This is a genomic window from Bradyrhizobium sp. 199 (assembly GCF_023073355.1).
In the GTDB taxonomy this organism is placed as follows: Bacteria; Pseudomonadota; Alphaproteobacteria; order Rhizobiales; family Xanthobacteraceae; genus Bradyrhizobium.
This window is the reverse complement of the sequence record NZ_JADPJI010000006.1, coordinates 156,898-178,853: the sequence shown is the minus strand read 5'-3', so window position 1 is coordinate 178,853 and position 21,956 is coordinate 156,898. Positions and strand designations below refer to the sequence as shown.

Below are 21,956 nucleotides of genomic sequence, written 5' to 3'. Positions count from 1 at the left end.
TCCTCCGAGGTCCCGGGCGGTCCCGAAACCAGTTATTTGCACGTTGGCTGCGGCTGGGTGCTGAAAATCAACCTATCAGAGACAAGTGGCCGGCAGAAGCCCGCCCAACAATCAAAGTTCCCTCGTCTTTTCATTTAGATAGGTGAGGAACGCAGTTTTTGGAGGGCTGCCTTGCGAATCACGCCCGAATTTCGGGCGGGGACGGCGCTTGCCCACGCAAATGGCCCTTTCACCGCCCGTCCTTAACTAGGTAGGGTCCTCCCCAGGTCCAACGCGATACGAAAGACGACGTGACATCCTTCCTCGATCCCCTCATCTCGTTCGTCTCGGCCCATCCGTGGCTGGCCTATCTGACCCTGTTCCTGGCGGCGCTGCTCGAAGCCGTGCCGGTGGTGGGCTCGGTGATCCCCGGCTCCACCATCATCCTGGCGTTGAGCGCTCTGGTTCCGGGCGGCGAGCTGGCGCTGCCATGGGTGCTGCTTGCCGCTGGCCTTGGCGCCGTGCTCGGGGACGGCACGGCCTATTGGATCGGGTACCGGCAGCAGCGCGAGATCCTCACCACCTGGCCTCTGACCAACTATCCGCGCGTGGTCGAGCAGAGCGAAAGCTTCTTCCACCGCTTCGGCACCTGGGCCGTGTTCTTCGCCCGCTTCGTACCCCCGATCCGCGCCTTCGTGCCTGTCACCGCCGGCGCGCTGGGGATGCCGCCGGCAAAGTTCTACGCAGTGAACATCCCGGCGATCCTGGTCTGGGCGCCGGCCCATGTGCTGCCCGGCGTGCTGGCCGTGTCGGCGCTGCACGAATATGCCGGGCTGCATCATCACGTGCATGTCGGCAAGCACATCTGGATGCTGACGGTGGTTGGTTTCGCGATCGCCTTGGGACTGGCGATCTGGACCGTTCGCCGTCGTCACGGTAGCGGCGTTGCCGCGAAGCCGCGGGCTTGAAGGCACCCCGGCTAGACCTCCGCTGGGCGTCAATGTGAAGCCGCCACTCACGGCGCGATCGAAGGACGTCAGACGAGACGCGCACCGCCGTCAACATGAAGTGTCTCGCCGTTCATGAATCCGTTGCTCATTAGGAAAACCACGGCATTTCCGGCTTCCTGTGCGGTGCCAAGGCGGTGCAGCGGAAGCTTTTCTTCCAGGGACGTCACGTAAGCGTCACGGCCTTCGCCAAGCGTACGTGCCAGGAGCGGCGTGTCGATCGTACCGGGCGACAAGGTATTCACGCGGCGTGGAGCTAACTCAAGGACAAGGCCGCGGGCGAAGGCCTCCATCGCAGCGGAGGCCGCAGCGAGCACGGAAGTGCCATATGCGTTGGGTCGATCGGCCAAGGCTCCGGAAATGAATGTGACGGACCCGTCGAGAGCGAGTCGGTCCCCAAGGCTTCGCAAAACATGCACGGCCGCCCAGATTCGCTCATCGAAGGCGCGGCGCAGGTAGGCGACATCTGCTTCCAACACTTTCCCTGCGACGAAGCTGCCCGCAAGCAGAACAAGATCGTCGACTTGCGGGATGTCGGCAAGCGCTGAGGCAATGGTCTCAGGTTTGGTCACATCCGCAGCCCGCCAGCCGGCGAATCCATTCTCGGCGGCAACTCGTTCGGCTCCTGCTGGGTCGAAACCAACAACGATAACCTTGGCGCCCGCGGCTGTGGCCTGTTGGGCGGCAGCCAGGCCGATGCCGGATGTGCCGCCAAAGATAACGACGTTGCGATCCTTGAGACTTTTGGAAGCAGAGTCGGTCACGGGAGTCGGTCCTTTCAAGAGCGGGCGCGCAACGCGCCAGTGGATTGAGGCTAGGCCAATGGCCTCTACTTGAAAATCAGGCCAAAATTCGCTTCTATTATTCCATGGTGGCACAAATCGGCCTCGATCGACTTACCGGCCTGATCGCGTTTGCCCGTTCCGGATCGCTTGGCAGCTATTCAGCCGCGGCTCGTGCACTTGGTGTTTCGCCGTCTGCGATAAGCAAGAGCGTACAACGGCTGGAGCAGCATCTCGGCCTGACCCTGTTCAGCCGTACGACGCGCTCGCTCACGCTGACCCCGGAAGGGCGGGACCTGCACGAGCGGGCGCTGCGGCTTTTGCGCGAGGCTGACGCGATCGAACAAGCGGCGATGGCCGCCCGTTCCGAACCTGCAGGCGCTCTGAAGATCGTCGCGCCGCTACCCATAGGCGTGAATATTCTCGCGCCCGCCCTACCACGCTTTCGGGAGCGCTATCCAAAGCTCGCGATCGACTTGCGGATCGGCGACCAGTTCGTTGATCTCATCGAAGAGGGCATCGATGTCGCGATCCGCGTCGGCGATCTCGCGGACTCCCGACTGATCTCGCGTCAGCTCGTGCCACACCGCATCTGCGCTTTCGCCTCCCCAGACTATCTGGCCCGGCGCGGCGTGCCTTGCCATCCAGACGAACTGGTCAACCATGACTGTGTGAACTTCCGCTTCCAGAGTTCGGGCCAGACATTTCGCTGGCCCTTCCTGATCGGCGGCCGTTTGACCGAGATCATTCCCGACGCGGCTATCATCACAGATGTCAGTGACGCTGTTGCCAATGTCATTGCCTCAGGTGGCGGCATCGGTGTTACCCCCACTTACGTCGCGGCTGCTTATGTAAGACGGGGAGAACTGATCCCCGTACTTCAGGATTTCGCCGTTCCAAGAACCACCATCACCGCGTTATGGCCGGAAAGCCGTCGAAGCAGTCCGAACGTGAAGGCTTTCGTCACGTTCCTGAGCGAGGTTTTCCCCCCGAATCCGCCGTGGGACGATGTATTTGCCAAGGCTCATAGGTCGGGTGTCCAAGGCCGGCCGAAGCCTTGAGCTTCGCGATTGCGTGAGCTCATGTATGGCGTGTGTGTCTTGGGCACGAGGCGGCCGTACCAGAGGCCACCGCGGGCATCCGCTTGAAAGGAACAACAAAACACGACAAGCGGTGTGGGGGGATCTATCGATACACTCTCTCAGTCGTTCGAGGGCGTAGCCGCCGTCCTCCGTCCCGGCGCCGGCCCAACATACCTCGCCCGCGGCCTGATCAGCTTGCCGAACTGCAATTGCTCGCTCGCATGCGCGATCCAGCCGACGCTGCGGGCCATTGCGAACAGAGCAAGTTCGCTGCCGGCTGGCAGGCGCAGCGCGTGCACGAGCACGGCGAGCGCATAGTCGATGTTGACGAACTCGCCGGTCGCTTCCGCGATCCGCTCCGGCACCTCGCGGGTGAATTTGCGCGGCGCGCCGGCGCGCGAGAGCGCATTGAGCAGCGATTGCGCGCGGGGATCGCCGCGCTTGTAGACGCCATGGCCGAAGCCGGCAAAACGTTCGCCGAGCGCGACGCGCTCGCGCACCATCGGGGCGACATCGCGATCGACCAGCGTCTTGACGAGCTGCGAGGCCAGCACGCCGGCACCGCCATGCTGCGGCCCTTTCAACGCGGCGAGACCGGCGATCACGGCGTCATAGAGGTTAAGGCCGGTCGAGGCCGCGCAGCGCGCGGTGAAGGTCGAGGCGTTCAGCTCGTGATCTGCGAGCAGAACCAGCGCGCGGCGGATCAGATCAGGCGCGTGCTTGTTGTCCGCCGCCCAGCCCTTCGCGATCTCCTCGTGCAGCGGCGCGGCCGAGGGCTCGGCATTGAGCATGGTCGCCACCAGCAGGCGAACGATGCGCGCGCCGACCATGGCGCGGCCATCGGGCGCGCGGGTGAAGGCGCGGGGATCGGCGCTCGTGGCCAGCGCCAGCACGGCGATGGCGCGGTCGATCGGCGCCGCCCGACGTGCGGCTTGCCCGATCGCGCGCATCTCCTCGGAGATTTCAGGTTGATTGTCCAGATCGAACGGATCGACCCCGGAGACGTCCCACAGCAATGTCGCGGCGTGCTCCAGCGTGCCGTTCTCGGAGAGGTCGACGCAGTTGACGCCGCGATAGATCGCGCCCTCCTCGGTGATGGTCGAGATCTCCGTGTCCATGACAGGCAGATCGGCATCGAAGCTGCGCAAGCCCCGCGGCTCCGGGGACGGCACGCGGCGCTCCTTGAGCGCGCGGACGTCCTCGGCGCGATAGCGGTTTTTCCGCGAGTCCGGCGTCGGCTCGGAGCGGATCAGGCCCCGGCTGACATAGGCGTAGAGGGTGGCCGGCGAGATCGCTAGCTCGGCCGCGGCCTCTTGGGCCGACAGATAAAGCGCGGAATCTTTCATATTGATTGATGTAATCAAGATTGATCAATGTGTCGAGTGGCCTGACCTTGTGTCCTCCGTGAACAGGAGATTGGGCCATGAATATCCACCTCACCAAAAGCCAGATCGGGCTGGACGGCATTGCCGCGGCCGAGACCGTGTTGAGCCATGTCGACGGCGAGCGCGGCGAGCTGATCATTGCCGGGGAGCATGTCGGCCGGCTGGCGAGCCAGTCGAGCTTCGAGGGCGCCACCGCCCGACTCTGGAACGGCGCCGGCAAGGCCGGCTTGAGCGAAGCCAACGTGCGGGCAAGCCTGGGGGCGGCGCGCGAGCGCGCCTTCGCGCGCCTGCCGGACCTGCTGCCGGCGACGCGCGGCATGAGCATCGTCGACGGGTTTCGCGCGGCGGTCGCAGGGCTTCGCGCGGAGAACGGGCTGGAGCATGAGGCGACGATCGTGGGCGCGTTTCCGGTGATCGCAGGCGCGCTGGTCCGGCGCGCCAAGGGGCTGGAGCCGGTCGCGCCCGATCCGAATGCAAGCCATGCCGCCGACACGTTGCGGATGTTGCGTGGCGCCTCCCCGGAGCCGCGCGAGGTCGCGGCGCTCGATGCCTATTTCGTCACGGTCTGCGATCACGGCATGAATGCCTCGACCTTCACCACGCGCGTGGTGGCCTCGACGCAAGCCGATCTGTTTGCCGCCGTCACCGCCGGCTATTGCGCACTGACCGGCCCCCTGCATGGCGGTGCGCCGGAGCCGGTGCTGGAGATGTTGGACGCGATCGGCTCGCGCGAGCGGATCAAGCCATGGGTGGACGCGGCGCTGGCGCGCGGCGAGCGGCTGATGGGCTTTGGCCATCGCGTCTATCGCGTGCGCGATCCGCGCGCAGACGTGCTCAAGGCCGCAATCGAGCGGCTGTCGGCCGACGGTGCCGACCTGCCCTTTGCCGGCGAGGTCGAAGCCTATATCCGCAGCGCGCTGCGTAAGAAGAATCCGGAACGGCCGCTGGAGACGAATGTCGAGTTCTTCACGGCGATCCTGCTCGACGCGCTGGCGATCCCGCGCCAGGCGTTCACGCCGGTCTTCGCGATGGCACGCGCCGCGGGATGGACCGCGCATGCACGCGAGCAGCAGCGCACGGGGCGGCTGATCCGGCCGAGTTCGTCCTATGTCGGGGCGATGCCGCAGGCGTCATGCGACTAACGGATTAAGAGAAAGACGACAGCGGAGCTCCACTCCGCTGTCGTGCGGGCGAAGCCCTGATCTACCGACAGGTGGTGGAAGCTCTGCACGTGTCCGACCAGCATCGTGGAACATATGTGCGGCCGGCGAATTAGCTGAACTGGCCCCGCCCGAGGAACGCAATGCTGGACTTGCTTGGACCATCTGACGAGGCCAGGATCGGGGAGATCGCCAGGCAAGCAACGAGCAGGAGCGTTGCCGAGGCGGATTCCGAGAGGCGATTCCAGGACTTGCTCCAGGCGCTTCCGGCCGCGATCTACACCACCGACGCAGAGGGCCGCATCACCTTCTTCAATCAAGCCTGCATCGATTTTGCCGGACGCACGCCGAAGGTCGGCGAGATGTGGTGCGTGACATGGAAGCTCTATCTGCCCGACGGCACGCCGCTCCCCCACGACGAGTGCCCCATGGCCATCGCGCTGAAGCAGAACCGCCCGATACGCGATGTCGAGGCGGTGGCCGAACGGCCGGACGGCACCCGGATCTGCTTCATGCCGTATCCGACGCCGCTGCGCGACGAACGCGGTGGACTGGTTGGCGCGGTGAACATGCTGGTCGACATCACCGCCCGCAAGCAGGCCGAGCAGCGGATGATGCTCCTCGCCTATGAGGTCGATCATCGTTCCAACAATCTGCTCGCGGTGACCCAGGCGATACTGCGGCTGACGAAGGCCGAGACCGGCGCAGAATTCCAGGCCGCGTTTCAAGGCCGGCTCAGCGCCCTCGCCAATGTGCAGAGGCTGTTCTCGGAGTCGCGCTGGACCGGTGCGAGTCTGAAGACGATCGTCGAAGAGGAACTCCGGCCGTACGCAGGCGGAGACGGCGAACGCATCCGCATCGTGGGTGAGGATATCCGTCTGCCGGCCACGCTTGCCCAATCAATCGCGGTCGCCGTGCATGAGCTGGCGACCAACGCTGCCAAATACGGGGCGCTGTCAACCCGGTCGGGCAGGCTGAACATCCACTGGGAGACCACTGAGGCCGAGCCTCTCGTGCTGCGATGGTCGGAGCACGGCGGTCCTCGGGTCAACGAGCCGCCGACACGCACGGGCTTCGGGGTCGGCGCCGTCGACGGCATCATCCGGACCCTGCGGGGACGAGTTAGCCGGCAGTGGAGGCCGGAAGGACTGGTCTGCGAACTGTCCTTCCCGGAGGCGTAGCCTTACGCCTCGCGTACCACCGTCTTCAGATAATTGTACGCCTTGATGATCTCGATCAGGCGATCCTCGGTGGAGCGATCGCCGCCGTTGGCGTCGGGGTGGTGCTGCTTCACCAGCGCCTTGTACTTGGACTTGACGTCCGCGAGCGTGGAGTCGGGGCCGAGGCCCATCACCTGGAGCGCCTTGCGCTCGGCGTTCATGATCTTGCGCGTCTCGGCCTTGGGCGCGGCCTGCGGCCCGGCACGCCAGCCGGTGCGGCCGTTGAGCTCCTGGAACATGCTGAACGGATCGAATGCGCTGTCGATCTCGGCCTCCGCGCCCTTCTTAACGCCGCCATTGGCGCCCATCTTCCAGGTCGGACGATGGCCGGTCAGCGCGTCCTTCTGATAGCGCGCGACAGCGTCGGCATTCATGCCGGAGAAGAAATTGTAGTTCTGGTTGTACTCGCGCACGTGGTTCAGGCAGAAGTGCCAGTACTCACGCTGATTGTCGCGACCCTTGGGCGCACGATGGGCGCCTTTGTTCTGGCACCCGGTCCACTCGCAGTTGACCACGGCGTCGCGCGGCTTCACTTCCGGTTGCTTGCCTTTCGGCTTGACCCGGATGGAGTCGAAGAACTTTGATGAATCGATCGGCATGGCTGACTTTGACTACGCAATGCGAAAACCTTCAAGTCTTGACATTGCAATTAGCTGCAAACACGTAGCCGAAGCTTCGCTTCGGCGTTTTTAGGAAACGGCCGCCACAGGCGACCTACGCAATTGACAGAGCGGCAACGCGCACCTTGATGGCACACACATGGCTATGAGAGACACTATCAGCAACAAGTTGCAGGAAGCTTTCACGCCCGAAAGCCTGCAAGTCGTCGACGAGTCACATCTGCATGAGGGCCACGCCGGCCATCGGCCGAGCGGTGAGACGCACTTCCGTGTGTATATCGTGTCTGCCGCCTTCAAAGGGAAGAGCCGGGTCGACTGCCATCGCATGATAAATGCGGCGCTGGCCGCGGAACTTGCCGGCAGCGTGCACGCACTGGCGATCCAGGCGCAGGCGCCGGGGGAAAATTGACTCAGTCATTCCGGGGCGGCTCGAAGAGCCAAATCCGGAATCTCGAGATTCGGAGGTTCGATGCTTCGCATCGCCCCGGAATGACGGTGAGGACAGCGAGCTTAAAACGACGTCCCGGCCCGCCTCGGCTTGGCGTCTTCCAGCTCCGCATCGCGCGGCACCGGTGAAATACGGAGCGCGGTGATGCGGTTGCGTTCGCGGCGGAGAACGCGAAAACGGAAGCCGTGGAACGTAAAACTCTGGCCGCGGTCGGGGATCGAGCGCGCCTCGTGGATGACGAGGCCGGCGACCGTCGTTGCCTCCTCATCGGGCAGATGCCAATCCATGGCGCGGTTGAGGTCGCGGATCGGCACCGAGCCGTCGACCACGACCGAACCGTCCGGCTGGCGACGCACGCCGGCGACGACGTCGTCATGCTCGTCGGAGATATCGCCGACGATCTCCTCCAGAATGTCTTCCAGCGTCACGAGGCCTTCAACTTCACCATACTCGTCGACAACAAGCGCGAAATGGGTCTTGCGGCGCCGGAACGCCTTCAGCTGCTGGGATATCGGCCGCATTTCCGGCACGAACCAGGGCGGCAGCATGATGGTGGTGACGTCGATGCGCGAGGTATCGCCGTCCGACGCGCGGATGGCCCGCAACAGATCCTTGGCGTGCAGAATGCCGATGATGTTCTCCGACTTGTCGCGCCACAGCGGAATGCGGGTGTATTCGGTAGCCAGCACCTCCCGCACCAGCTCCTCGGGCGGCAGATCGGCATTGATCATCACCATAGAGGTACGGTGAACCATCACGTCAGACACCGTCAGTTCGCCAAGGCGGAAGACATTGTGAATATACTCGGCCTCACCGCTCTCGATCTTGCCATGCACGGCCGATTCCTCGACCAGGCCTTCGATCTCGGAATCCGTCAGGATTTCGTGCTGCGAAAACTCCTGGACCCCGATCATACGCAGGATCGCGCTCGAAGCCGCGTTCAGAGACCAGCTCAGCGGATAGAACACGAGGTAGGAGACGTGCAGCGGATACGCGATCCATTGCGACACCGGCATCGGCTCCCGAATTGCAAGCGTCTTCGGCACCTGTTCGCCGATGATGATGTGCAGCGAGGAGAAAATCAAAAAGCCGGCCACGAACGAGGTGAAGTGCAGCGTGGCCTCTGACAATCCGAGCGGACGGAGGACCGGGCTCAGCAGCGCGGAAACGGTCGGCTCTCCGATCCAGCCGAGACCCAGAGATGCCATGGTGATGCCGAGTTGGCAGCAGGCGAGATAGGATTCGATGTTTCCCATCATGGTCTGCAGCAGGCGCGCGCCGAAGCGGTTCTGCTCGACCATGGCCTTGACGCGAAAGCCGCGGCTCTTCACCAGCGCAAATTCCGCCGCCACGTAAAACGCGTTGGCGGCGAGCAAGAGCGCCGCAAGCAGCAGATTGACCGAGATTGAGCTCATGTTTGCCTCGCGGCCGCCTTGACGTTGCGCACCTCTTTGGCGGCCGAACCGAACGGTCCCACCATCACTGCGATAGTTTCGACTGCAGGAAATCGCGCACCGGGGCCGGCTCGACATCCTTGGCGATCACCGCGCGCCCGACGGCTTCCAGCAAAATGAAGGTGAGCTTGCCGCGCTTGACCTTCTTGTCCTGCGCCATCAGCGCCATTAGCGCGTCGGCATCGGCAAGCCCTTCCTGCGCAAAGCCCGCGATGTCCTGCAAGCGTGTCGGCAGGCCGGCTTCGATCAGATGCCGCTCAATGCGCGCGGCACCGGCCTCGCCGATCAGGCCGAGCTTTGCCGAGAACTGCGCCGCGAGCGTCATGCCGATCGCGACGCCCTCGCCATGGAACAGGCGGTCGGAGAACCCGGTCGCCGCTTCCAGCGCGTGACCGAAGGTGTGGCCTAGATTGAGCAGCGCGCGCTCGCCGGTCTCGCGCTCGTCGCGCGAGACGACGCCGGCCTTGGCGCGGCAGGAGGTCGCGATCGCGTGCTCGCGCGCGGCGCCGCCCTTGAAGATGTCGGCATGGTTCTTTTCAAGCCAGGTGAAGAAGGCCTCGTCGCCGAGCACGCCGTATTTGGCGACCTCGGCATAGCCGGCGCGGAACTGGCGCGGCGATAGCGTGTCGAGCACGGCGGTGTCGGCGATGACCAGCACCGGCTGGTGAAAGGCCCCTAGCAGGTTCTTGCCCTGTGGCGAGTTGATGCCGGTCTTGCCGCCGACGGATGAATCGACCTGCGCCAGCAGCGAGGTCGGCACCTGCACGAAATCGACGCCGCGGCGCAGGATTGCGGCGGCAAACCCGGCGAGATCGCCGACCACGCCGCCGCCGAGCGCGATGACGAGATCGTTGCGCTCGATCTTCGCGGCGATCAGGGCTTCGCTGACCTTTTCCAGGCCGGCATAGGTCTTGGAGATCTCGCCTTCCTCGACGACGATGCGCGAGGTCGGGATGCCGCTCGCCGCGAGCGAGGCCTCGGCCGGCTCGAGCCAGTGCTTGGCCACCGTGCGATCGGTCACAACAGCGGTGCGCACGCCCGGACGCAAGGCCGCGACACGTTCGCCGAGCGAGGCCAGCACACCGCGGCCGATGACGATGTCATAGGCGCGATTCTCCAGCGCGACCTCGACATTGACGGGGTCGGAATGTTTCAACGGCGCAGTCATCGTATGGCACTCGCAACGTCGGCAGGTGGCTGAGCGGCCTGGTCGCCGCAAAGACGGGCGCGCAGCGCCTCGATGCATTCCTCGACGATTCTGTCGTGCGGCACCTCGCGCGAGGCGATGGTGATCTCAGCATGGCTGTAGACCGGCTCGCGCTCGGTGAGGAGGCGGGTCACCGTCCCTTCCGGATCGGCGGTCTGGAGCAGCGGACGATCGGCACGGCGGCGCACGCGGCGCATGATGACGTCATGGTCCGCCCTGAGCCAGATCGACACTGCCTTTGCCGCGATCCGCGCGCGCGTTTCCTCGCGCATGAAGGCACCGCCGCCGGTCGCCAGCACCACCGGCCCGCCGTCGAGCAGCCGCGCGATCACCCGCGCCTCGCCGTCACGGAAATACAATTCGCCGTGGCGCTCGAAGATCTCCGGGATGCTCATCTGGGCCGACGTCTCGATCTCGGTGTCGGCATCGACGAAGGGCAGCTTGAGCCTGAGAGCCATGCGACGGCCGATGGTGGATTTGCCCACCCCCATCATACCGACGAGCACGATCGAGCGCGCGCCCAGCGCCGACAGGATGTCGGCGTCGGACGAAGCTGGTATCGGCAACGCGGCGTCGGACATTGTCACGCTCGAATGGATCTCGCTCGATCTGTCGGCAAAGGCGGCACGCTTTGGCCACCTATACGACCCCAACGGGGCCCTCGCCAGAGGACTCTTGCCACGAAACGGCGAACATGTTGGATGATTTCATTGATTAATTTGCCCGCCGGCCCCCTATACAAGACCCCTCTAGAGACCCCAGACGATGCCCAGCCTGTTCCGCTTCCTGACGGCCGTCGCCGTGATCGCCGGCATCGTCTATGGCGTGGTCTTCGCGCTGGCGAACTTCGTCAATCCGAAGCCGCGGGAAATGACAGTGACGATCCCGCCGGATAAGTTTCTCAAGAAATAGGCCGCAGTTGCGAGCCGTCAGCCGACCCGCCTGTTCGGCGTCAAGGCCTGACGCATCAGGCGCAAGAACAGCTGCGTATGCTCGAGAAGATTCTGGCCAGCGGCCTGCGCCTCCTTGAGGCCTTCCATCGCCGCCACGATGATGCCGGCGATGTCAGTCGGCGATGCGCTTAGATCGTCCAAGCTGATCTCATGGCTTGCTTGCGCATCGGCCAGCGCGCGAGCCAGCATAGCCACCAGCTGGGCACGCGCGGCCAGGGTGATGTCCTTGGCCAGCGTCATATTGGCGTCGAATAGTTCCGCCGCGTCCGCACTGCCTGCGAACGGCGCGATCAAATCGCGCTGAAACGCCGCAATCGCCAGTGCGATCCGGCTGAAAACGTCGCCGTCGCGGGCGAGCGCAGCTTCTACGCTGCGCATCGTCCTGGCATGCGCGCGCTCCGACCCCGCTCGAAACAATTCTTCCTTGCTGCCGAAGCTCAAATAGAGCGCCGCGCGCGAGATGCCGGCGGCGCGTGCGATGTCGGCCATCGACGTCTTGCGGAAACCGTGGCGGACGAACACCGGCAGCGCGGCATCGAGAATAACCCCAGCCTTGTCACCGCTATCTTTCATTCAGACATCTTGACAGTCCGGGTCCAAATCGTCAAAAGACAGTTAGACATCAAACGTCTAATTGTCTAATCAACTCGACCAGAGGCTTGAAATCAATGGATCCTCAACTCCCTCAACCGGCTGCCACGGTCCTCGTAACCGGGATTGGCGGATTTCTCGGCGGCCATGTCGCCCGTCAATTGCTGGCGAAAGGCTATCGCGTGCGGGGGACCGTCCGCAGCCAGGACGCTTGCGAGGGGATCCGGAGCCGGCTTTGCGCGAGTGTGCCCGCCGCGACCGAGCGGCTCAGTTTTGCGCGGGCGGACCTTGGCGCCGACGACGGGTGGGAGGAGGCGCTGAGGGGCTGTCGCTACGTCATTCACACGGCTTCGCCATTTCCGGCGGGATTGCCTGACGACGCAGACGACCTGATCCGGACCGCGCGAGACGGTGCGCTGCGGGTACTACGTGCGGCCGACGACGTTGGTGCGGCGCGGGTCGTGCTGACATCCTCGATTGCAGCCACCAATCACGGCAGCGGCCGGCCTCCCTTCACCGAGAAAGATTGGACTGATCCGGCCAACGCGCGGGCGACGCCCTATTACAAATCGAAAACGCTGGCCGAGCAGGCCGCGTGGAGCTTTGCGCGGAATAGCGGCCTCGATCTGTGCGTGATCAATCCCGGCATGATCTTCGGCCCGCTGCTCGGTCCGCATTACGGCACGTCGGTCGGGCTGATCCAGCAGATGATGAGCGGCAAGTTGAAGCGTGTCCCGCGCTTCGGCTTTGCGGTCGTCGACGTGCGCGACGTCGCCGACGCCCATATCCGCGCGATGACCTGTCCTGAAGCCGCCGGCGAACGCTTCATCGTCGGCGGAGGCTTTTTCTGGCTGCGGGACCTGGCCGCGGTGCTGACGAAGGCGTTCCCGGAATATGCGGCGCGTTTGCCGCGCGGCGACGTGCCGAACTGGATGGTGAGAGCGCTGGCCCCATTCAGCGGTCGCTCGCGGATGATCGTGCACGAGCTCGACCGCGACCTCAGCGTCAGCGCCGCCAAGGCGCGCCGCGTGCTGAACTGGAGTCCACGGCCCGACGAGGACTGCATCCGTTCCAGCGCCCAGAGCCTGATCGACCATCGCTTGATCGCCACGCCGTAGCACGGCTGGCCCCCTCGCCCACTCTTGCAGATCCGGAGAACCACACAATGACGACGCATGCGACTGACATGGACTCGCCGCAAGCCGAGCACATCCGCAACACCGAACAGGCGCGGCTGCGTGCGCTGGTCGATGGGGACATGGACGCTGCTGGACCGCTCCACGCACCGGAGTTTCAATTGATCACGCCGATCGGCATGCCGCTGTCCAAAGACGAATATCTTGGCGGCATCCGGAGCGGGCAGATCAAGTATCTGATGTGGGAACCCGGCGCGATCGCCGTCCGACAGCAGGGTGATCACGCCGTGATCCGATATCGCGCCAGGCTGGAGATCGTTTTCGCTGGCAATCGCGTTGCCCCAGCGGATTATTGGCACACCGACACTTACGAGCGCCGCGACGGGCGCTGGATGGTGGTCTGGTCGCAGGCGACGGCGATCAGTGCCAGGCAGTAGGAACGTCGACGAGGCGTCGGGTGCGTACCGACAGCGCGACATTGCTGGTGAGTTTCTCAAGATATAGGCGCTAGGCTCCAGGGCATGCCCACCTCGCCCTCCGACACCAAGCTCACCGGCCTTTTCCTCGACATGCTCGCGGCGGAACAGGGCGCCGGGCCCAATACGCTCGATGCCTATCGCCGCGACCTCACCGATTTCTCGGAATTCCTGGGCCGCGTCGGCCACAGCTTTGCGGATGCCGAAACGCAGACCTTGCGCGACTATCTCGCCGATCTCGACACCCGCGGCTTCAAATCCACCAGTGTCGCCCGCCGGCTATCGGCGATGCGGCATCTCTATCGCTTTCTTCTCAACGAACGCATCCGCAGCGAAGACCCCGCCGCGATCCTGTCCGGCCCCAAGCGCGGCCGCGGCCTGCCAAAGGTGCTGTCGATCGCCGATGTCGACCGCATGCTCCGCCGCGCCAAGGAATTAAGCGAGGCGGGGGATGCCTCGCCTGCAAAGCGGCTACGGAGCTTGCGGCTCTATTGCCTGCTCGAGGTGCTCTACGCCACCGGCCTGCGCGTCTCCGAGCTGGTGGCGCTGCCGCGCTCGGCGGCCAAGCGCGACGCCCGCATGATCGTCGTGCGCGGCAAGGGCAACAAGGAGCGCCTGGTGCCGCTCAACGAGGCCTCGCGGCAGGCGATGGCGGATTATCTCGCGGCGACGGAGGCTGCCAAGACCGACAACAAGAGCGATAAGAAGAACGGCCTCGTCGCCTCGAAATGGCTGTTCCCCTCGTTCGGGGAGAGCGGACATCTGACGCGGCAGCATTTTGCCCGCGACCTCAAAGAGCTCGCGGTCGCCTCGGGCCTGCAGGCCCGGCTGGTATCCCCGCACGTGCTGCGCCATGCCTTCGCCAGCCACCTCCTGCACAATGGTGCGGACCTACGCATCGTGCAGACCCTGCTCGGCCACACCGATATTTCCACGACCCAGATCTACACCCATGTGGTCGAGGAACGGCTGAAGAGCCTGGTGCGCGACCTGCATCCGCTGGCGGAGAAGTAGGGCTCGTGCCCCGGACGCATCGCAGCGTGAAACGATGTGCTGCAGAGCCGGGGCCCATGCCGCTCGCTGGGTCCCGGCTCTGCGCAGCAGCGCTATAGAAGCGCTGCAGCGCGTCCGGGACACCAGAGCCAGCCGAGATCGCCCGAAACCGCCTTGACTTCGGCCACATCTCCGCAGAAAGAGCCGGGGCCTTTCGCATGATTTGGCGGGCCCGCTCGCAGTACACAAGCCAACCCATTGAAGAAGCTAAGCTTCTCTCCGCAGATTGAAATCCGCTTCGCCGCCTCGCCCCGTCCTCCCTATATTGAGTTGATGCAAGACCAGATGCGCAGCTATCTCGACTTCGAAAAGCCCGTCGCCGAGCTCGATTCCAAGCTCGATGAGCTCAGGGTCATGGCGGCCTCCGGCACCGACATCGCCGAGGAGGTCTCGCGCATCGAGGACAAGGCGGCGCAGGCGCTGGCCGACCTCTATCAGAACCTGACGCCGTGGCAGAAGACGCTGGTCGCGCGGCATCCGCAGCGGCCGCATTTCAACGACTTCATCAAGGGCCTGATCACCGAATTCACCCCGCTCGCCGGCGACCGCAAGTTCGGCGAGGACGAGGCGCTGGTCGCCGGCTTCGGCCGCTTCCGCGGCGAGGCGATCTGCGTGATGGGCCAGGAAAAGGGCGATTCCACCGAGAGCCGCATCCGGCATAATTTCGGCATGGCGCGGCCCGAAGGCTATCGCAAATGCGTGCGGCTGATGGAGATGGCCGAGCGGTTCGGCCTCCCCGTGCTGTCGCTCGCCGATTCCGCCGGCGCCTATCCCGGCATCGGCGCCGAGGAGCGGGGCCAGGCCGAGGCGATCGCGCGCTCGACCGACGCGTGCCTGGCGCTGACCGTGCCGAATGTCGCGATCATCACCGGCGAGGGCATGTCGGGCGGCGCCATCGCCATCACCACCGCCAACAAGGTGTTGATGCTGGAGCACGCGATCTACAGCGTGATCTCGCCCGAGGCCGCGTCCTCGATCCTCTGGCGCGACGGCACCAAGGCGCAGGAAGCCGCCAACAACATGAAGATCACGGCCCAGGACATGCTCCGCTTCGGCGTGATCGACAGCATTTTGAAGGAGCCGGTCGGGGGCGCCCACCGCGACCCCGCCGCCATGATCGCCACCACGGGCGATGCCATCGCCAAGGCCTTTGACGAGATGCGCGGCCTCGACGGCGACGCCGTCCGCAAGCAGCGCCGGCAGAAATTCCTCGATATCGGCCGGAAACTGGGCTGATTCGGCCGGGTTTGCGTGTCCCGGACGCAGTGCGGCGTGAAACGCTGCGGCGCACAGCCGGGACGCGGAAGGCTCCACAGTTCGCCTTCAGCATGGGCCCCGGCTCTGCAGCGCACCGCTGAAGGAGCGCTGCGCCGCGTCCGGGGCACGAGAGACTGCCCCCCGGTAACCCCGCGTTAACCCTTTTTTTGCCCAAATCAGCGATCTCAGTCGGGGTTGGGCCCAAAAGCCCAAGTAAAGCCCAAAGTCGCGTCCATTTAGTCTTCGTTGACCATGCCGATGGGCCAACGGGCTCGTGATCCCCGCTCGGGTTGCGACCAGATGACCCAGAGGTTAGAATTTTAATTAATGGCTTCAGGGCACAAGCGCTGGAGCATGAGCTGAAAAGCCCGTCACGATGGGTCCGGTTGTCCGGTCGGATCATGCTCCAAACGAATTGGGGTTCGCGCTCTCTGCCCGGCACGGTGTGGGGTCCATCTTGATTTCTCGTTCGCTTGCTCGCGCGCTTTTGACTTCGGTTGCGCTGATGACGGCTGGCGTTCTGCTGGCCGGCTGCGACACCGACCAGGTCTCGCTCGCGACCAACGCCAAGGCCAACCAGCCGGTGCCGCCGAAGCTTCTCGCCGCGATGGCCGAGAAGGACATGGATCTGCAATCGCCGATCCTGGTCCGCCTCTTCAAGCAGGAGGCCGAGCTCGAGGTCTGGAAGCAGACCCGCAGCGGCCAGTTTGCGCTGCTCAAGACCTATCCGATCTGCCGCTGGTCGGGCGACCTCGGCCCCAAGGTGCGCGAAGGCGACCGTCAGGCGCCGGAAGGTTTCTACTCGATCAACCCGAGTCAGATGAATCCGCAATCGGCCTATTACCTCTCCTTCAACACCGGCTATCCGAACGCGTTCGACAAGGCGCTTGGACGCACCGGCTCGCAGCTGATGGTGCATGGCGACTGCTCCTCGCGCGGCTGTTACGCGATGACGGACGAGCAGATCGCGGAGATCTATTCGCTCGGGCGCGAATCCTTCTTCGGCGGCCAGAAGGCGTTCCAGCTGCAGGCCTATCCGTTCAAGATGACACCGGTGAACATGGCCAAGCACCGGAACAATCCGAACATGCCGTTCTGGAAGATGATCAAGGAAGGCTATGATCATTTCGAGGTGACGCGGCAGGAGCCGAAGGTCGATTTCTGCGAGAAGAAGTACGTCTTCGACGCGACGAAGCCGCCCGACGCGAAGCGCGATCCGGTGTTCGACGCCTCGGCAAAGTGCCCGGCCTATGTGATCCCCGAGGACATCGTCGCCGCCGTGCGGGGCAAGCAAGCCAAGGACGAGGCGGACTACGCCAGGCTCATCGCCAAGGGCACGCCGGTGGCGCGCATGAACACCGGCATCGACGGCGGCATGCACAAGATCTTCGCCGCGAAGATTCCGGAAGGCTCGACTGGCCTGTCCGAGGGTGCCGAGGGCAACACGCTGCAGATGCTGGCAATGGCGAAGGCGCCGGGCACGATCCCCAGCCACGTCAATCCGCCCAAGCCGAATCTCGACAGCGCGGCGTCCGCGCCCGCGCCGCAGGAAGAGCCGGTGGTCGCCGTCAGCGCGCCCGCGGCCAACACCCGCGTCGCCACGGCTCAGCCTGCCGAGAAACCCCAAGGCGGGTTCTTCTCGAATCTCGGCCGCAAGATGGGCATGGGCTCATCCGACACCACGGCCGCCACCCCGCCGCCGCAAGCCACGGCGTCCGTGGCGCCGGCCACCACGACACCGACGCCGACCACCGCAGCGTCGCGGCTCAAGGCCGCCGTAACCCGGTTCGTGCCGGGGCATGACAAGTCCAAGGATTCGGCGAAGGAAGCTCCGAAGGCTGCCGTGGCCGCCAAGCCTGCCGAGCCGGCAAAGCCCGACACGCGCCTTGCCCAGACGCGCGCGGCGCTGAAGCCGTCAGTGAGCGATGGTGCGGGTGAAGCGACGCAGATCATGGGCGCCGCGCCCGTGGTGCAGTCGAACTCGTTCGACAGCCGGTTTGGGGCGATGAAGTAGACGCGGCGTTAGCCAAGCCGATTGCCCGTACGCTATTCGCTTAGTCCATCATCGTCCGTTGCCACCACATACGTTCGCTTCAGCGGCAACAGCATTCTATACCTTGGCTCAAACTCTTCGTAATGATCGAAGATCAGCTTGATCAACTCGTCCCCGGACATGAGCCGAATATTTTGGTTGGCGCGCTGCAACTCAAGAGCCGGGGCTGAATAGCTCCCCAGGGTTACTAAAGAGACCGTTCTCGTTATCTTGTATGTGCCCGTACAGTTGCGCGACTTGCGGCTGGCCGATCGTGTTCAGGGTTTTTCTTGCATTGGACTTTGATTGGCGCGCCTCGACCTTCTGCTGCGCCTTCCCTCGAGTCCGGGCGGACAATGAGCAGGCGCCGCATGATTGCATCATCGCCAGCACGAGAGGCGATAGCGTTGGCCGTTCCATGTCGTCCAGCCCGCGGCCTTGTTGCTGACCGGTTTGGCCAAATACCATTTATTGCCGTCGGCATGGTTGAAGTAGACGCCGCCCTGCGCTCCGCTGCGCGGATCGGTCAACTTCACCCATCGCGAGCCATTGTCCGAGAAGCTGCCTGCCCAGCGTGCTCCCGAACTGGTGGTGCAAGTGTCGCCGTCGCAGCTTGTCTGACTGTCATCAACGGCGGCCCATTTCATTCGGGCCGGCCGGCCGTCTATGTTGCACGACCATGTTCCGCCCCACCATCCGCCCACTTGGCTCGCAGGGGCAGGACCGCAAGCGTAGAAACTCAGGGCAAGAACACAAAAGGTGGTTGGCAGCGCGCGTCTGGACATTGTCTGGCTCCCAATTTTCGGCCCCCGTGCGATTCAATCAAAACATGGATTGATCTCAGTAGAGGTGATCCAGATCACAATGAGCAGTAGCAAAAGTTTGAATGATCTACCCGCAGGCGTTCTCCGAGACGCGATGCCGCGCTTTGACCATCGGCTTTCCGGGCTGCAGCTGCGCAGCCGGAGCAGGCTTCTCACGGGGCTGATGAACGGGTGAGGCAGCCATCCTCAATGGCGTGCGTCTACCATTCGGGATGCACCTGAAGATCAGCAGGCACCACATGGATCGGACGCATTTCAACCCCTCGCGAACGCGCAGGCCGATACGGCACCGCGAGTTCGCCAGGTATTGAGATCATCGATCAGGCATACCGCCCGTGGCAGTGCTTGTACTTCTTGCCAGAGCCGCACGGACAGTCCTCGTTGCGGCCGACCTTGCCCCAGCTGGCGGGGTTCTTGGGATCGCGCAGCGCGGCGTCGGAGGCCTGAGCGCCGAGCGTGACGCTGGCGAGCGCCATCTCGTCCTCGCCGGTGTTCGGGTCGAACTTATGCGCCTCCATCGGCGGCAGGACCGGGGCTTCCTGCTCCGGCGGGACGATCTCGACGCGCATCAGCTGCGCCGTGACGGCCTCGCGCAGATGAGCGCTCATCTCCTGGAAGAGATTGAAAGCCTCGGTCTTGTACTCCTGCAACGGATCGCGCTGGCCGTAACCGCGCAGGCCGATGACCTGGCGCAGATGGTCGAGCATGATCAGATGCTCGCGCCAGAGATGGTCGAGGGTCTGGAGCAAAATGGTCTTCTCGACGTAACGCATCACGTCGGGGCCCCATTGCGCCACCTTGGCGGCCATGTGCTCGTCGGCCCTGGTCTCGATGCGGCTCAGCAACTCCTCGTCGGCGATGCCTTCTTCCTTGGCCCAGTCGTCGACCGGCAGGTCGAGATCGAGCACGCGCTTCAGCTCTTCCTTAAGGCCCGCGACGTCCCACTGCTCGGCATAGGCATGCTCGGGCACGTGCTTGGCGACGAGGTCGTCGATGAAGGCATGGCGCATGTCGGTGACGGTCTCGGCGACGCTCTCGTCCTTCATCAGTTCGACGCGCTGGTCGAAGATCACCTTGCGCTGGTCGTTCTGGACGTTGTCGAACTTGAGCAGGTTCTTGCGGATGTCGAAGTTGCGCGCCTCGACCTTCTGCTGCGCCTTCTCCAGGGCCTTGTTGATCCAGGGATGGATGATGGCCTCGCCCTCTTGCAGGCCGAGACGCTGCAGCATGCTGTCGAGGCGATCCGAGCCGAAGATGCGCATCAGATCGTCTTCCAGCGACAGGAAGAACTTCGAGCGGCCAGGGTCGCCCTGACGGCCGGAACGGCCGCGCAGCTGGTTGTCGATGCGGCGGGATTCGTGCCGCTCGGAGCCCATGATGTAGAGGCCGCCGGGCTTCGTCACGGTCTTGGCGGGCTTGTTGCCCTTCGCCGGCTCGATCTCGACGATCTCTTCGGCCTTCAGCACGATCTCGCGGAAGCGCTCGACGTCGGCCTTGATCTGCTCGATCTTCCTGGCCTTCTCGGCCTCGTCTTCGATGCCCGCGGTCTCCTTCGGGATGCGCATCTCAAGCGAGCCGCCGAGCTTGATGTCGGTACCGCGGCCGGCCATGTTGGTCGCGATCGTGATCGCGCCGGGCACGCCGGCTTCCGCGACGATATAGGCTTCCTGCTCGTGGAAGCGCGCATTCAGCACCGCGAACAGTTTGGCCGGTTTGCCGGCGCGGGCGGCCGCGTAAAGCTTGTCGAGCGCGTTCTCCTTGCCGAAATCGATCTGCTTGTAGCCGTTCTGCTTCAGAAACTCGGCCAACACTTCCGACTTCTCGATCGACGCGGTGCCGACCAGCACCGGCTGCAGCCGCGAATTGGCGCGCTCGATCTCGGCGAGAATGGCCGAGTATTTTTCCTTGTGGGTGCGATAAACCTCGTCGTCCTCGTCGAGGCGGCCGATCGGCACGTTGGTCGGGATTTCCACGACCTCGAGCTTGTAGATGTCGAAGAGCTCGTCGGCTTCGGTCAACGCCGTACCGGTCATGCCGGCGAGCTTTTCGTACATCCGGAAATAGTTCTGGAAGGTGATCGAGGCCAGGGTCTGGTTCTCCGGCTGAACCTGCACATGCTCCTTGGCTTCCAGCGCCTGATGCAGACCTTCGGAATAGCGGCGGCCCTGCATCATGCGTCCGGTGAACTCGTCGATGATGATGACCTCGTCGTCGCGAACGATGTAGTCCTTGTCGCGCGTGAAAAGCGTGTGGGCGCGCAGCGCCTGGTTGATGTGGTGCACGACGGAGACGTTCTCGACGTCGTAGAGCGACTCGCCCTTGAGCTGGCCGGCATCGCGCAGCAGGGTCTCGATTTTTTCCATGCCGGCTTCGGTCAGCGTCACCGTGCGCTGCTTCTCGTCGACATCGTAGTCGGTCTTGTCGAGCTTGGGCAGGAAGCCGTCGATGGTGTTGTAGAAGTCGGAGCGGTCGTCGAGCGGACCGGAGATGATCAGCGGCGTGCGCGCCTCGTCGATCAGGATGGAGTCGACCTCGTCGACGATGGCGAAGAAGTGCGGCCGCTGGACCATGTCCTCGAGCCGGTACTTCATGTTGTCGCGCAGATAGTCGAAGCCGTATTCGTTGTTGGTGCCGTAGGTGATGTCGCAGGCATAGGCGGCCTTGCGCTCGGCATCATCGAGACCGTGCACGATCACGCCGGTGGTCATGCCGAGGAAGCCGTAGATCTGGCCCATCCAGCTGGAGTCGCGGCGGGCGAGGTAGTCGTTGACGGTGACGACGTGGACGCCCTTGCCGGCGAGCGCGTTGAGATAGACCGCGAGGGTCGCGACCAGCGTCTTGCCTTCGCCGGTCTTCATCTCGGCGATGTCGCCCTCATGCAGCACCATGCCGCCGATCAGCTGGACGTCGAAATGGCGCTGCCCGAGCGTGCGCTTGGCGGCCTCGCGCACGGTCGCGAAGGCGGGGACAAGCAGGTCGTCGAGCGTCTTGCCCTCGGCGAGCTGCTTCTTGAAATCGTCGGTGCGGGCCTTGAGCGCCTCGTCGGAGAGTTTGGAAACCTCTCCCTCCAGCGCGTTGATCGCGTTGACGCGGGACTGATATCCCTTCACCCGCCGGTCGTTGGCGGAGCCGAAAAACTTGCGGGCGAGCGCGCCGATCATGCCTAGTTCCTGTGTTCGCGATTCAACCGCGTTGGGCCTAAGAAGTTGTCACCCGCCTGCCCATCAACTCACCGTGACGCCTCGCGGCGTCAGAGCCCGGACTGCGGGGGTCATCCGCCATATGGGTGG

20 protein-coding genes are annotated in these 21,956 nt (G+C 64.2%); 11 read left to right on the top strand and 9 right to left on the bottom strand.

Going from position 1 to position 21,956, the window contains the following annotated elements; all coding sequences use genetic code 11:
• Positions 1-290: 290 nt before the first annotated feature.
• Positions 291-947: a DedA family protein gene (locus tag IVB28_RS21245; RefSeq protein ID WP_247528808.1), complete on the top strand. Its 657-nt coding sequence runs from the start codon at positions 291-293 to the stop codon at positions 945-947.
• Positions 948-1,015: 68 nt separating this feature from the next.
• Here the strand turns inward: IVB28_RS21245 and IVB28_RS21240 are convergent, their stop codons facing one another.
• Positions 1,016-1,750 (bottom strand): SDR family oxidoreductase, encoded by a 735-nt coding sequence (locus IVB28_RS21240; RefSeq protein WP_247528807.1) that lies wholly within the window; start codon positions 1,748-1,750, stop codon positions 1,016-1,018.
• 107 nt (positions 1,751-1,857) lie between these two features.
• On the opposite strand from IVB28_RS21240, the gene IVB28_RS21235 reads away from it, so the two are divergent.
• Entirely contained in the window at positions 1,858-2,829 is a 972-nt protein-coding gene (locus IVB28_RS21235; RefSeq protein WP_247529114.1) for a LysR family transcriptional regulator, read from the top strand.
• Positions 2,830-2,969: 140 nt separating this feature from the next.
• On the opposite strand, the gene IVB28_RS21230 is transcribed toward IVB28_RS21235, so the two are convergent.
• Positions 2,970-4,196 (bottom strand): citrate synthase family protein, encoded by a 1,227-nt coding sequence (locus IVB28_RS21230; RefSeq protein WP_247528806.1) that lies wholly within the window; start codon positions 4,194-4,196, stop codon positions 2,970-2,972.
• A gap of 77 nt (positions 4,197-4,273) precedes the next feature.
• On the opposite strand from IVB28_RS21230, the gene IVB28_RS21225 reads away from it, so the two are divergent.
• On the top strand, positions 4,274-5,377 hold the full coding sequence (locus IVB28_RS21225; protein WP_247528804.1) for a citrate synthase/methylcitrate synthase: 1,104 nt from the start codon (positions 4,274-4,276) through the stop codon (positions 5,375-5,377).
• A 161-nt stretch (positions 5,378-5,538) separates the two neighbouring features.
• Positions 5,539-6,576 (top strand): sensor histidine kinase, encoded by a 1,038-nt coding sequence (locus IVB28_RS21220; protein ID WP_247528802.1) that lies wholly within the window; start codon positions 5,539-5,541, stop codon positions 6,574-6,576.
• Positions 6,577-6,578: 2 nt separating this feature from the next.
• Here the strand turns inward: IVB28_RS21220 and IVB28_RS21215 are convergent, their stop codons facing one another.
• Positions 6,579-7,214, bottom strand: coding sequence for a DnaJ domain-containing protein (locus IVB28_RS21215; protein WP_247528800.1), 636 nt, complete (start codon positions 7,212-7,214; stop codon positions 6,579-6,581).
• A gap of 160 nt (positions 7,215-7,374) precedes the next feature.
• On the opposite strand from IVB28_RS21215, the gene IVB28_RS21210 reads away from it, so the two are divergent.
• Positions 7,375-7,644: a BolA family protein gene (locus IVB28_RS21210; protein WP_247528799.1), complete on the top strand. Its 270-nt coding sequence runs from the start codon at positions 7,375-7,377 to the stop codon at positions 7,642-7,644.
• A gap of 101 nt (positions 7,645-7,745) precedes the next feature.
• Here IVB28_RS21210 and IVB28_RS21205 read toward each other — a convergent pair whose 3' ends face one another.
• The 3 genes from IVB28_RS21205 to IVB28_RS21195 all read right to left on the bottom strand — a co-directional run bounded on the left by IVB28_RS21205 (position 7,746) and on the right by IVB28_RS21195 (position 10,925).
• On the bottom strand, positions 7,746-9,098 hold the full coding sequence (locus IVB28_RS21205; RefSeq protein WP_247528798.1) for a hemolysin family protein: 1,353 nt from the start codon (positions 9,096-9,098) through the stop codon (positions 7,746-7,748).
• 64 nt (positions 9,099-9,162) lie between these two features.
• Positions 9,163-10,305: a 3-dehydroquinate synthase gene (gene aroB / locus IVB28_RS21200; RefSeq protein WP_247528797.1), complete on the bottom strand. Its 1,143-nt coding sequence runs from the start codon at positions 10,303-10,305 to the stop codon at positions 9,163-9,165.
• Entirely contained in the window at positions 10,302-10,925 is a 624-nt protein-coding gene (locus tag IVB28_RS21195; RefSeq protein ID WP_247528796.1) for a shikimate kinase, read from the bottom strand. Before IVB28_RS21195 ends, aroB begins: the two co-directional genes overlap by 4 nt.
• 184 nt (positions 10,926-11,109) lie before the next feature.
• Here IVB28_RS21195 and IVB28_RS21190 point away from each other — a divergent pair, with 184 nt between their 5' ends.
• On the top strand, positions 11,110-11,256 hold the full coding sequence (locus IVB28_RS21190) for a hypothetical protein (RefSeq protein ID WP_063198124.1): 147 nt from the start codon (positions 11,110-11,112) through the stop codon (positions 11,254-11,256).
• Positions 11,257-11,273: 17 nt separating this feature from the next.
• On the opposite strand, the gene IVB28_RS21185 is transcribed toward IVB28_RS21190, so the two are convergent.
• Positions 11,274-11,870, bottom strand: a complete 597-nt coding sequence (locus tag IVB28_RS21185; RefSeq protein WP_247528795.1) for a TetR/AcrR family transcriptional regulator — start codon at positions 11,868-11,870, stop codon at positions 11,274-11,276.
• A 95-nt stretch (positions 11,871-11,965) separates the two neighbouring features.
• On the opposite strand from IVB28_RS21185, the gene IVB28_RS21180 reads away from it, so the two are divergent.
• The 5 genes from IVB28_RS21180 to IVB28_RS21160 all read left to right on the top strand — a co-directional run bounded on the left by IVB28_RS21180 (position 11,966) and on the right by IVB28_RS21160 (position 17,824).
• The gene (locus IVB28_RS21180; protein ID WP_247528794.1) at positions 11,966-13,006 is read left to right on the top strand and encodes an aldehyde reductase; all 1,041 of its coding nucleotides are present in this window, start codon (positions 11,966-11,968) and stop codon (positions 13,004-13,006) included.
• Positions 13,007-13,053: 47 nt separating this feature from the next.
• Positions 13,054-13,461 carry a nuclear transport factor 2 family protein gene (locus IVB28_RS21175; RefSeq protein WP_247528793.1) on the top strand — a complete coding sequence of 136 codons (408 nt, stop codon included), beginning with the start codon at positions 13,054-13,056 and terminating at the stop codon, positions 13,459-13,461.
• Positions 13,462-13,545: 84 nt separating this feature from the next.
• The gene (gene xerD, locus IVB28_RS21170) at positions 13,546-14,514 is read left to right on the top strand and encodes a site-specific tyrosine recombinase XerD (protein ID WP_247528792.1); all 969 of its coding nucleotides are present in this window, start codon (positions 13,546-13,548) and stop codon (positions 14,512-14,514) included.
• Between the two features lie 312 nt (positions 14,515-14,826).
• Entirely contained in the window at positions 14,827-15,789 is a 963-nt protein-coding gene (locus tag IVB28_RS21165; protein WP_247528790.1) for an acetyl-CoA carboxylase carboxyltransferase subunit alpha, read from the top strand.
• A gap of 526 nt (positions 15,790-16,315) precedes the next feature.
• Entirely contained in the window at positions 16,316-17,824 is a 1,509-nt protein-coding gene (locus IVB28_RS21160) for a murein L,D-transpeptidase family protein (RefSeq protein ID WP_247528789.1), read from the top strand.
• Positions 17,825-18,222: 398 nt separating this feature from the next.
• On the opposite strand, the gene IVB28_RS21155 is transcribed toward IVB28_RS21160, so the two are convergent.
• Together IVB28_RS21155 and secA are read right to left on the bottom strand one after the other, a co-directional pair.
• Complete coding sequence (locus IVB28_RS21155; RefSeq protein WP_247528787.1) at positions 18,223-18,627, bottom strand: DUF6006 family protein; 405 nt, start codon at positions 18,625-18,627, stop codon at positions 18,223-18,225.
• 359 nt (positions 18,628-18,986) lie between these two features.
• On the bottom strand, positions 18,987-21,827 hold the full coding sequence (gene secA, locus IVB28_RS21150) for a preprotein translocase subunit SecA (RefSeq protein ID WP_247528786.1): 2,841 nt from the start codon (positions 21,825-21,827) through the stop codon (positions 18,987-18,989).
• Positions 21,828-21,956: the final 129 nt, after the last annotated feature.

Bases quoted from the DNA above. Each gene is read 5' to 3' on its own strand.
- IVB28_RS21230 (WP_247528806.1), bottom strand. From the start codon at position 4,196: ATGAAAGATTCCGCGCTTTATCTGTCGGCCCAAGAGGCCGCGGCCGAG.
- IVB28_RS21225 (WP_247528804.1), top strand. From the start codon at position 4,274: ATGAATATCCACCTCACCAAAAGCCAGATCGGGCTGGACGGCATTGCC.
- IVB28_RS21220 (WP_247528802.1), top strand. From the start codon at position 5,539: ATGCTGGACTTGCTTGGACCATCTGACGAGGCCAGGATCGGGGAGATC.
- IVB28_RS21215 (WP_247528800.1), bottom strand. From the start codon at position 7,214: ATGCCGATCGATTCATCAAAGTTCTTCGACTCCATCCGGGTCAAGCCG.
- IVB28_RS21210 (WP_247528799.1), top strand. From the start codon at position 7,375: ATGGCTATGAGAGACACTATCAGCAACAAGTTGCAGGAAGCTTTCACG.
- IVB28_RS21205 (WP_247528798.1), bottom strand. From the start codon at position 9,098: ATGAGCTCAATCTCGGTCAATCTGCTGCTTGCGGCGCTCTTGCTCGCC.
- aroB (WP_247528797.1), bottom strand. From the start codon at position 10,305: ATGACTGCGCCGTTGAAACATTCCGACCCCGTCAATGTCGAGGTCGCG.
- IVB28_RS21195 (WP_247528796.1), bottom strand. From the start codon at position 10,925: ATGTCCGACGCCGCGTTGCCGATACCAGCTTCGTCCGACGCCGACATC.
- IVB28_RS21190 (WP_063198124.1), top strand. From the start codon at position 11,110: ATGCCCAGCCTGTTCCGCTTCCTGACGGCCGTCGCCGTGATCGCCGGC.
- IVB28_RS21185 (WP_247528795.1), bottom strand. From the start codon at position 11,870: ATGAAAGATAGCGGTGACAAGGCTGGGGTTATTCTCGATGCCGCGCTG.
- IVB28_RS21180 (WP_247528794.1), top strand. From the start codon at position 11,966: ATGGATCCTCAACTCCCTCAACCGGCTGCCACGGTCCTCGTAACCGGG.
- IVB28_RS21175 (WP_247528793.1), top strand. From the start codon at position 13,054: ATGACGACGCATGCGACTGACATGGACTCGCCGCAAGCCGAGCACATC.
- xerD (WP_247528792.1), top strand. From the start codon at position 13,546: ATGCCCACCTCGCCCTCCGACACCAAGCTCACCGGCCTTTTCCTCGAC.
- IVB28_RS21165 (WP_247528790.1), top strand. From the start codon at position 14,827: ATGCAAGACCAGATGCGCAGCTATCTCGACTTCGAAAAGCCCGTCGCC.
- IVB28_RS21160 (WP_247528789.1), top strand. From the start codon at position 16,316: ATGACGGCTGGCGTTCTGCTGGCCGGCTGCGACACCGACCAGGTCTCG.
- IVB28_RS21155 (WP_247528787.1), bottom strand. From the start codon at position 18,627: ATGTCCAGACGCGCGCTGCCAACCACCTTTTGTGTTCTTGCCCTGAGT.
- secA (WP_247528786.1), bottom strand. From the start codon at position 21,827: ATGATCGGCGCGCTCGCCCGCAAGTTTTTCGGCTCCGCCAACGACCGG.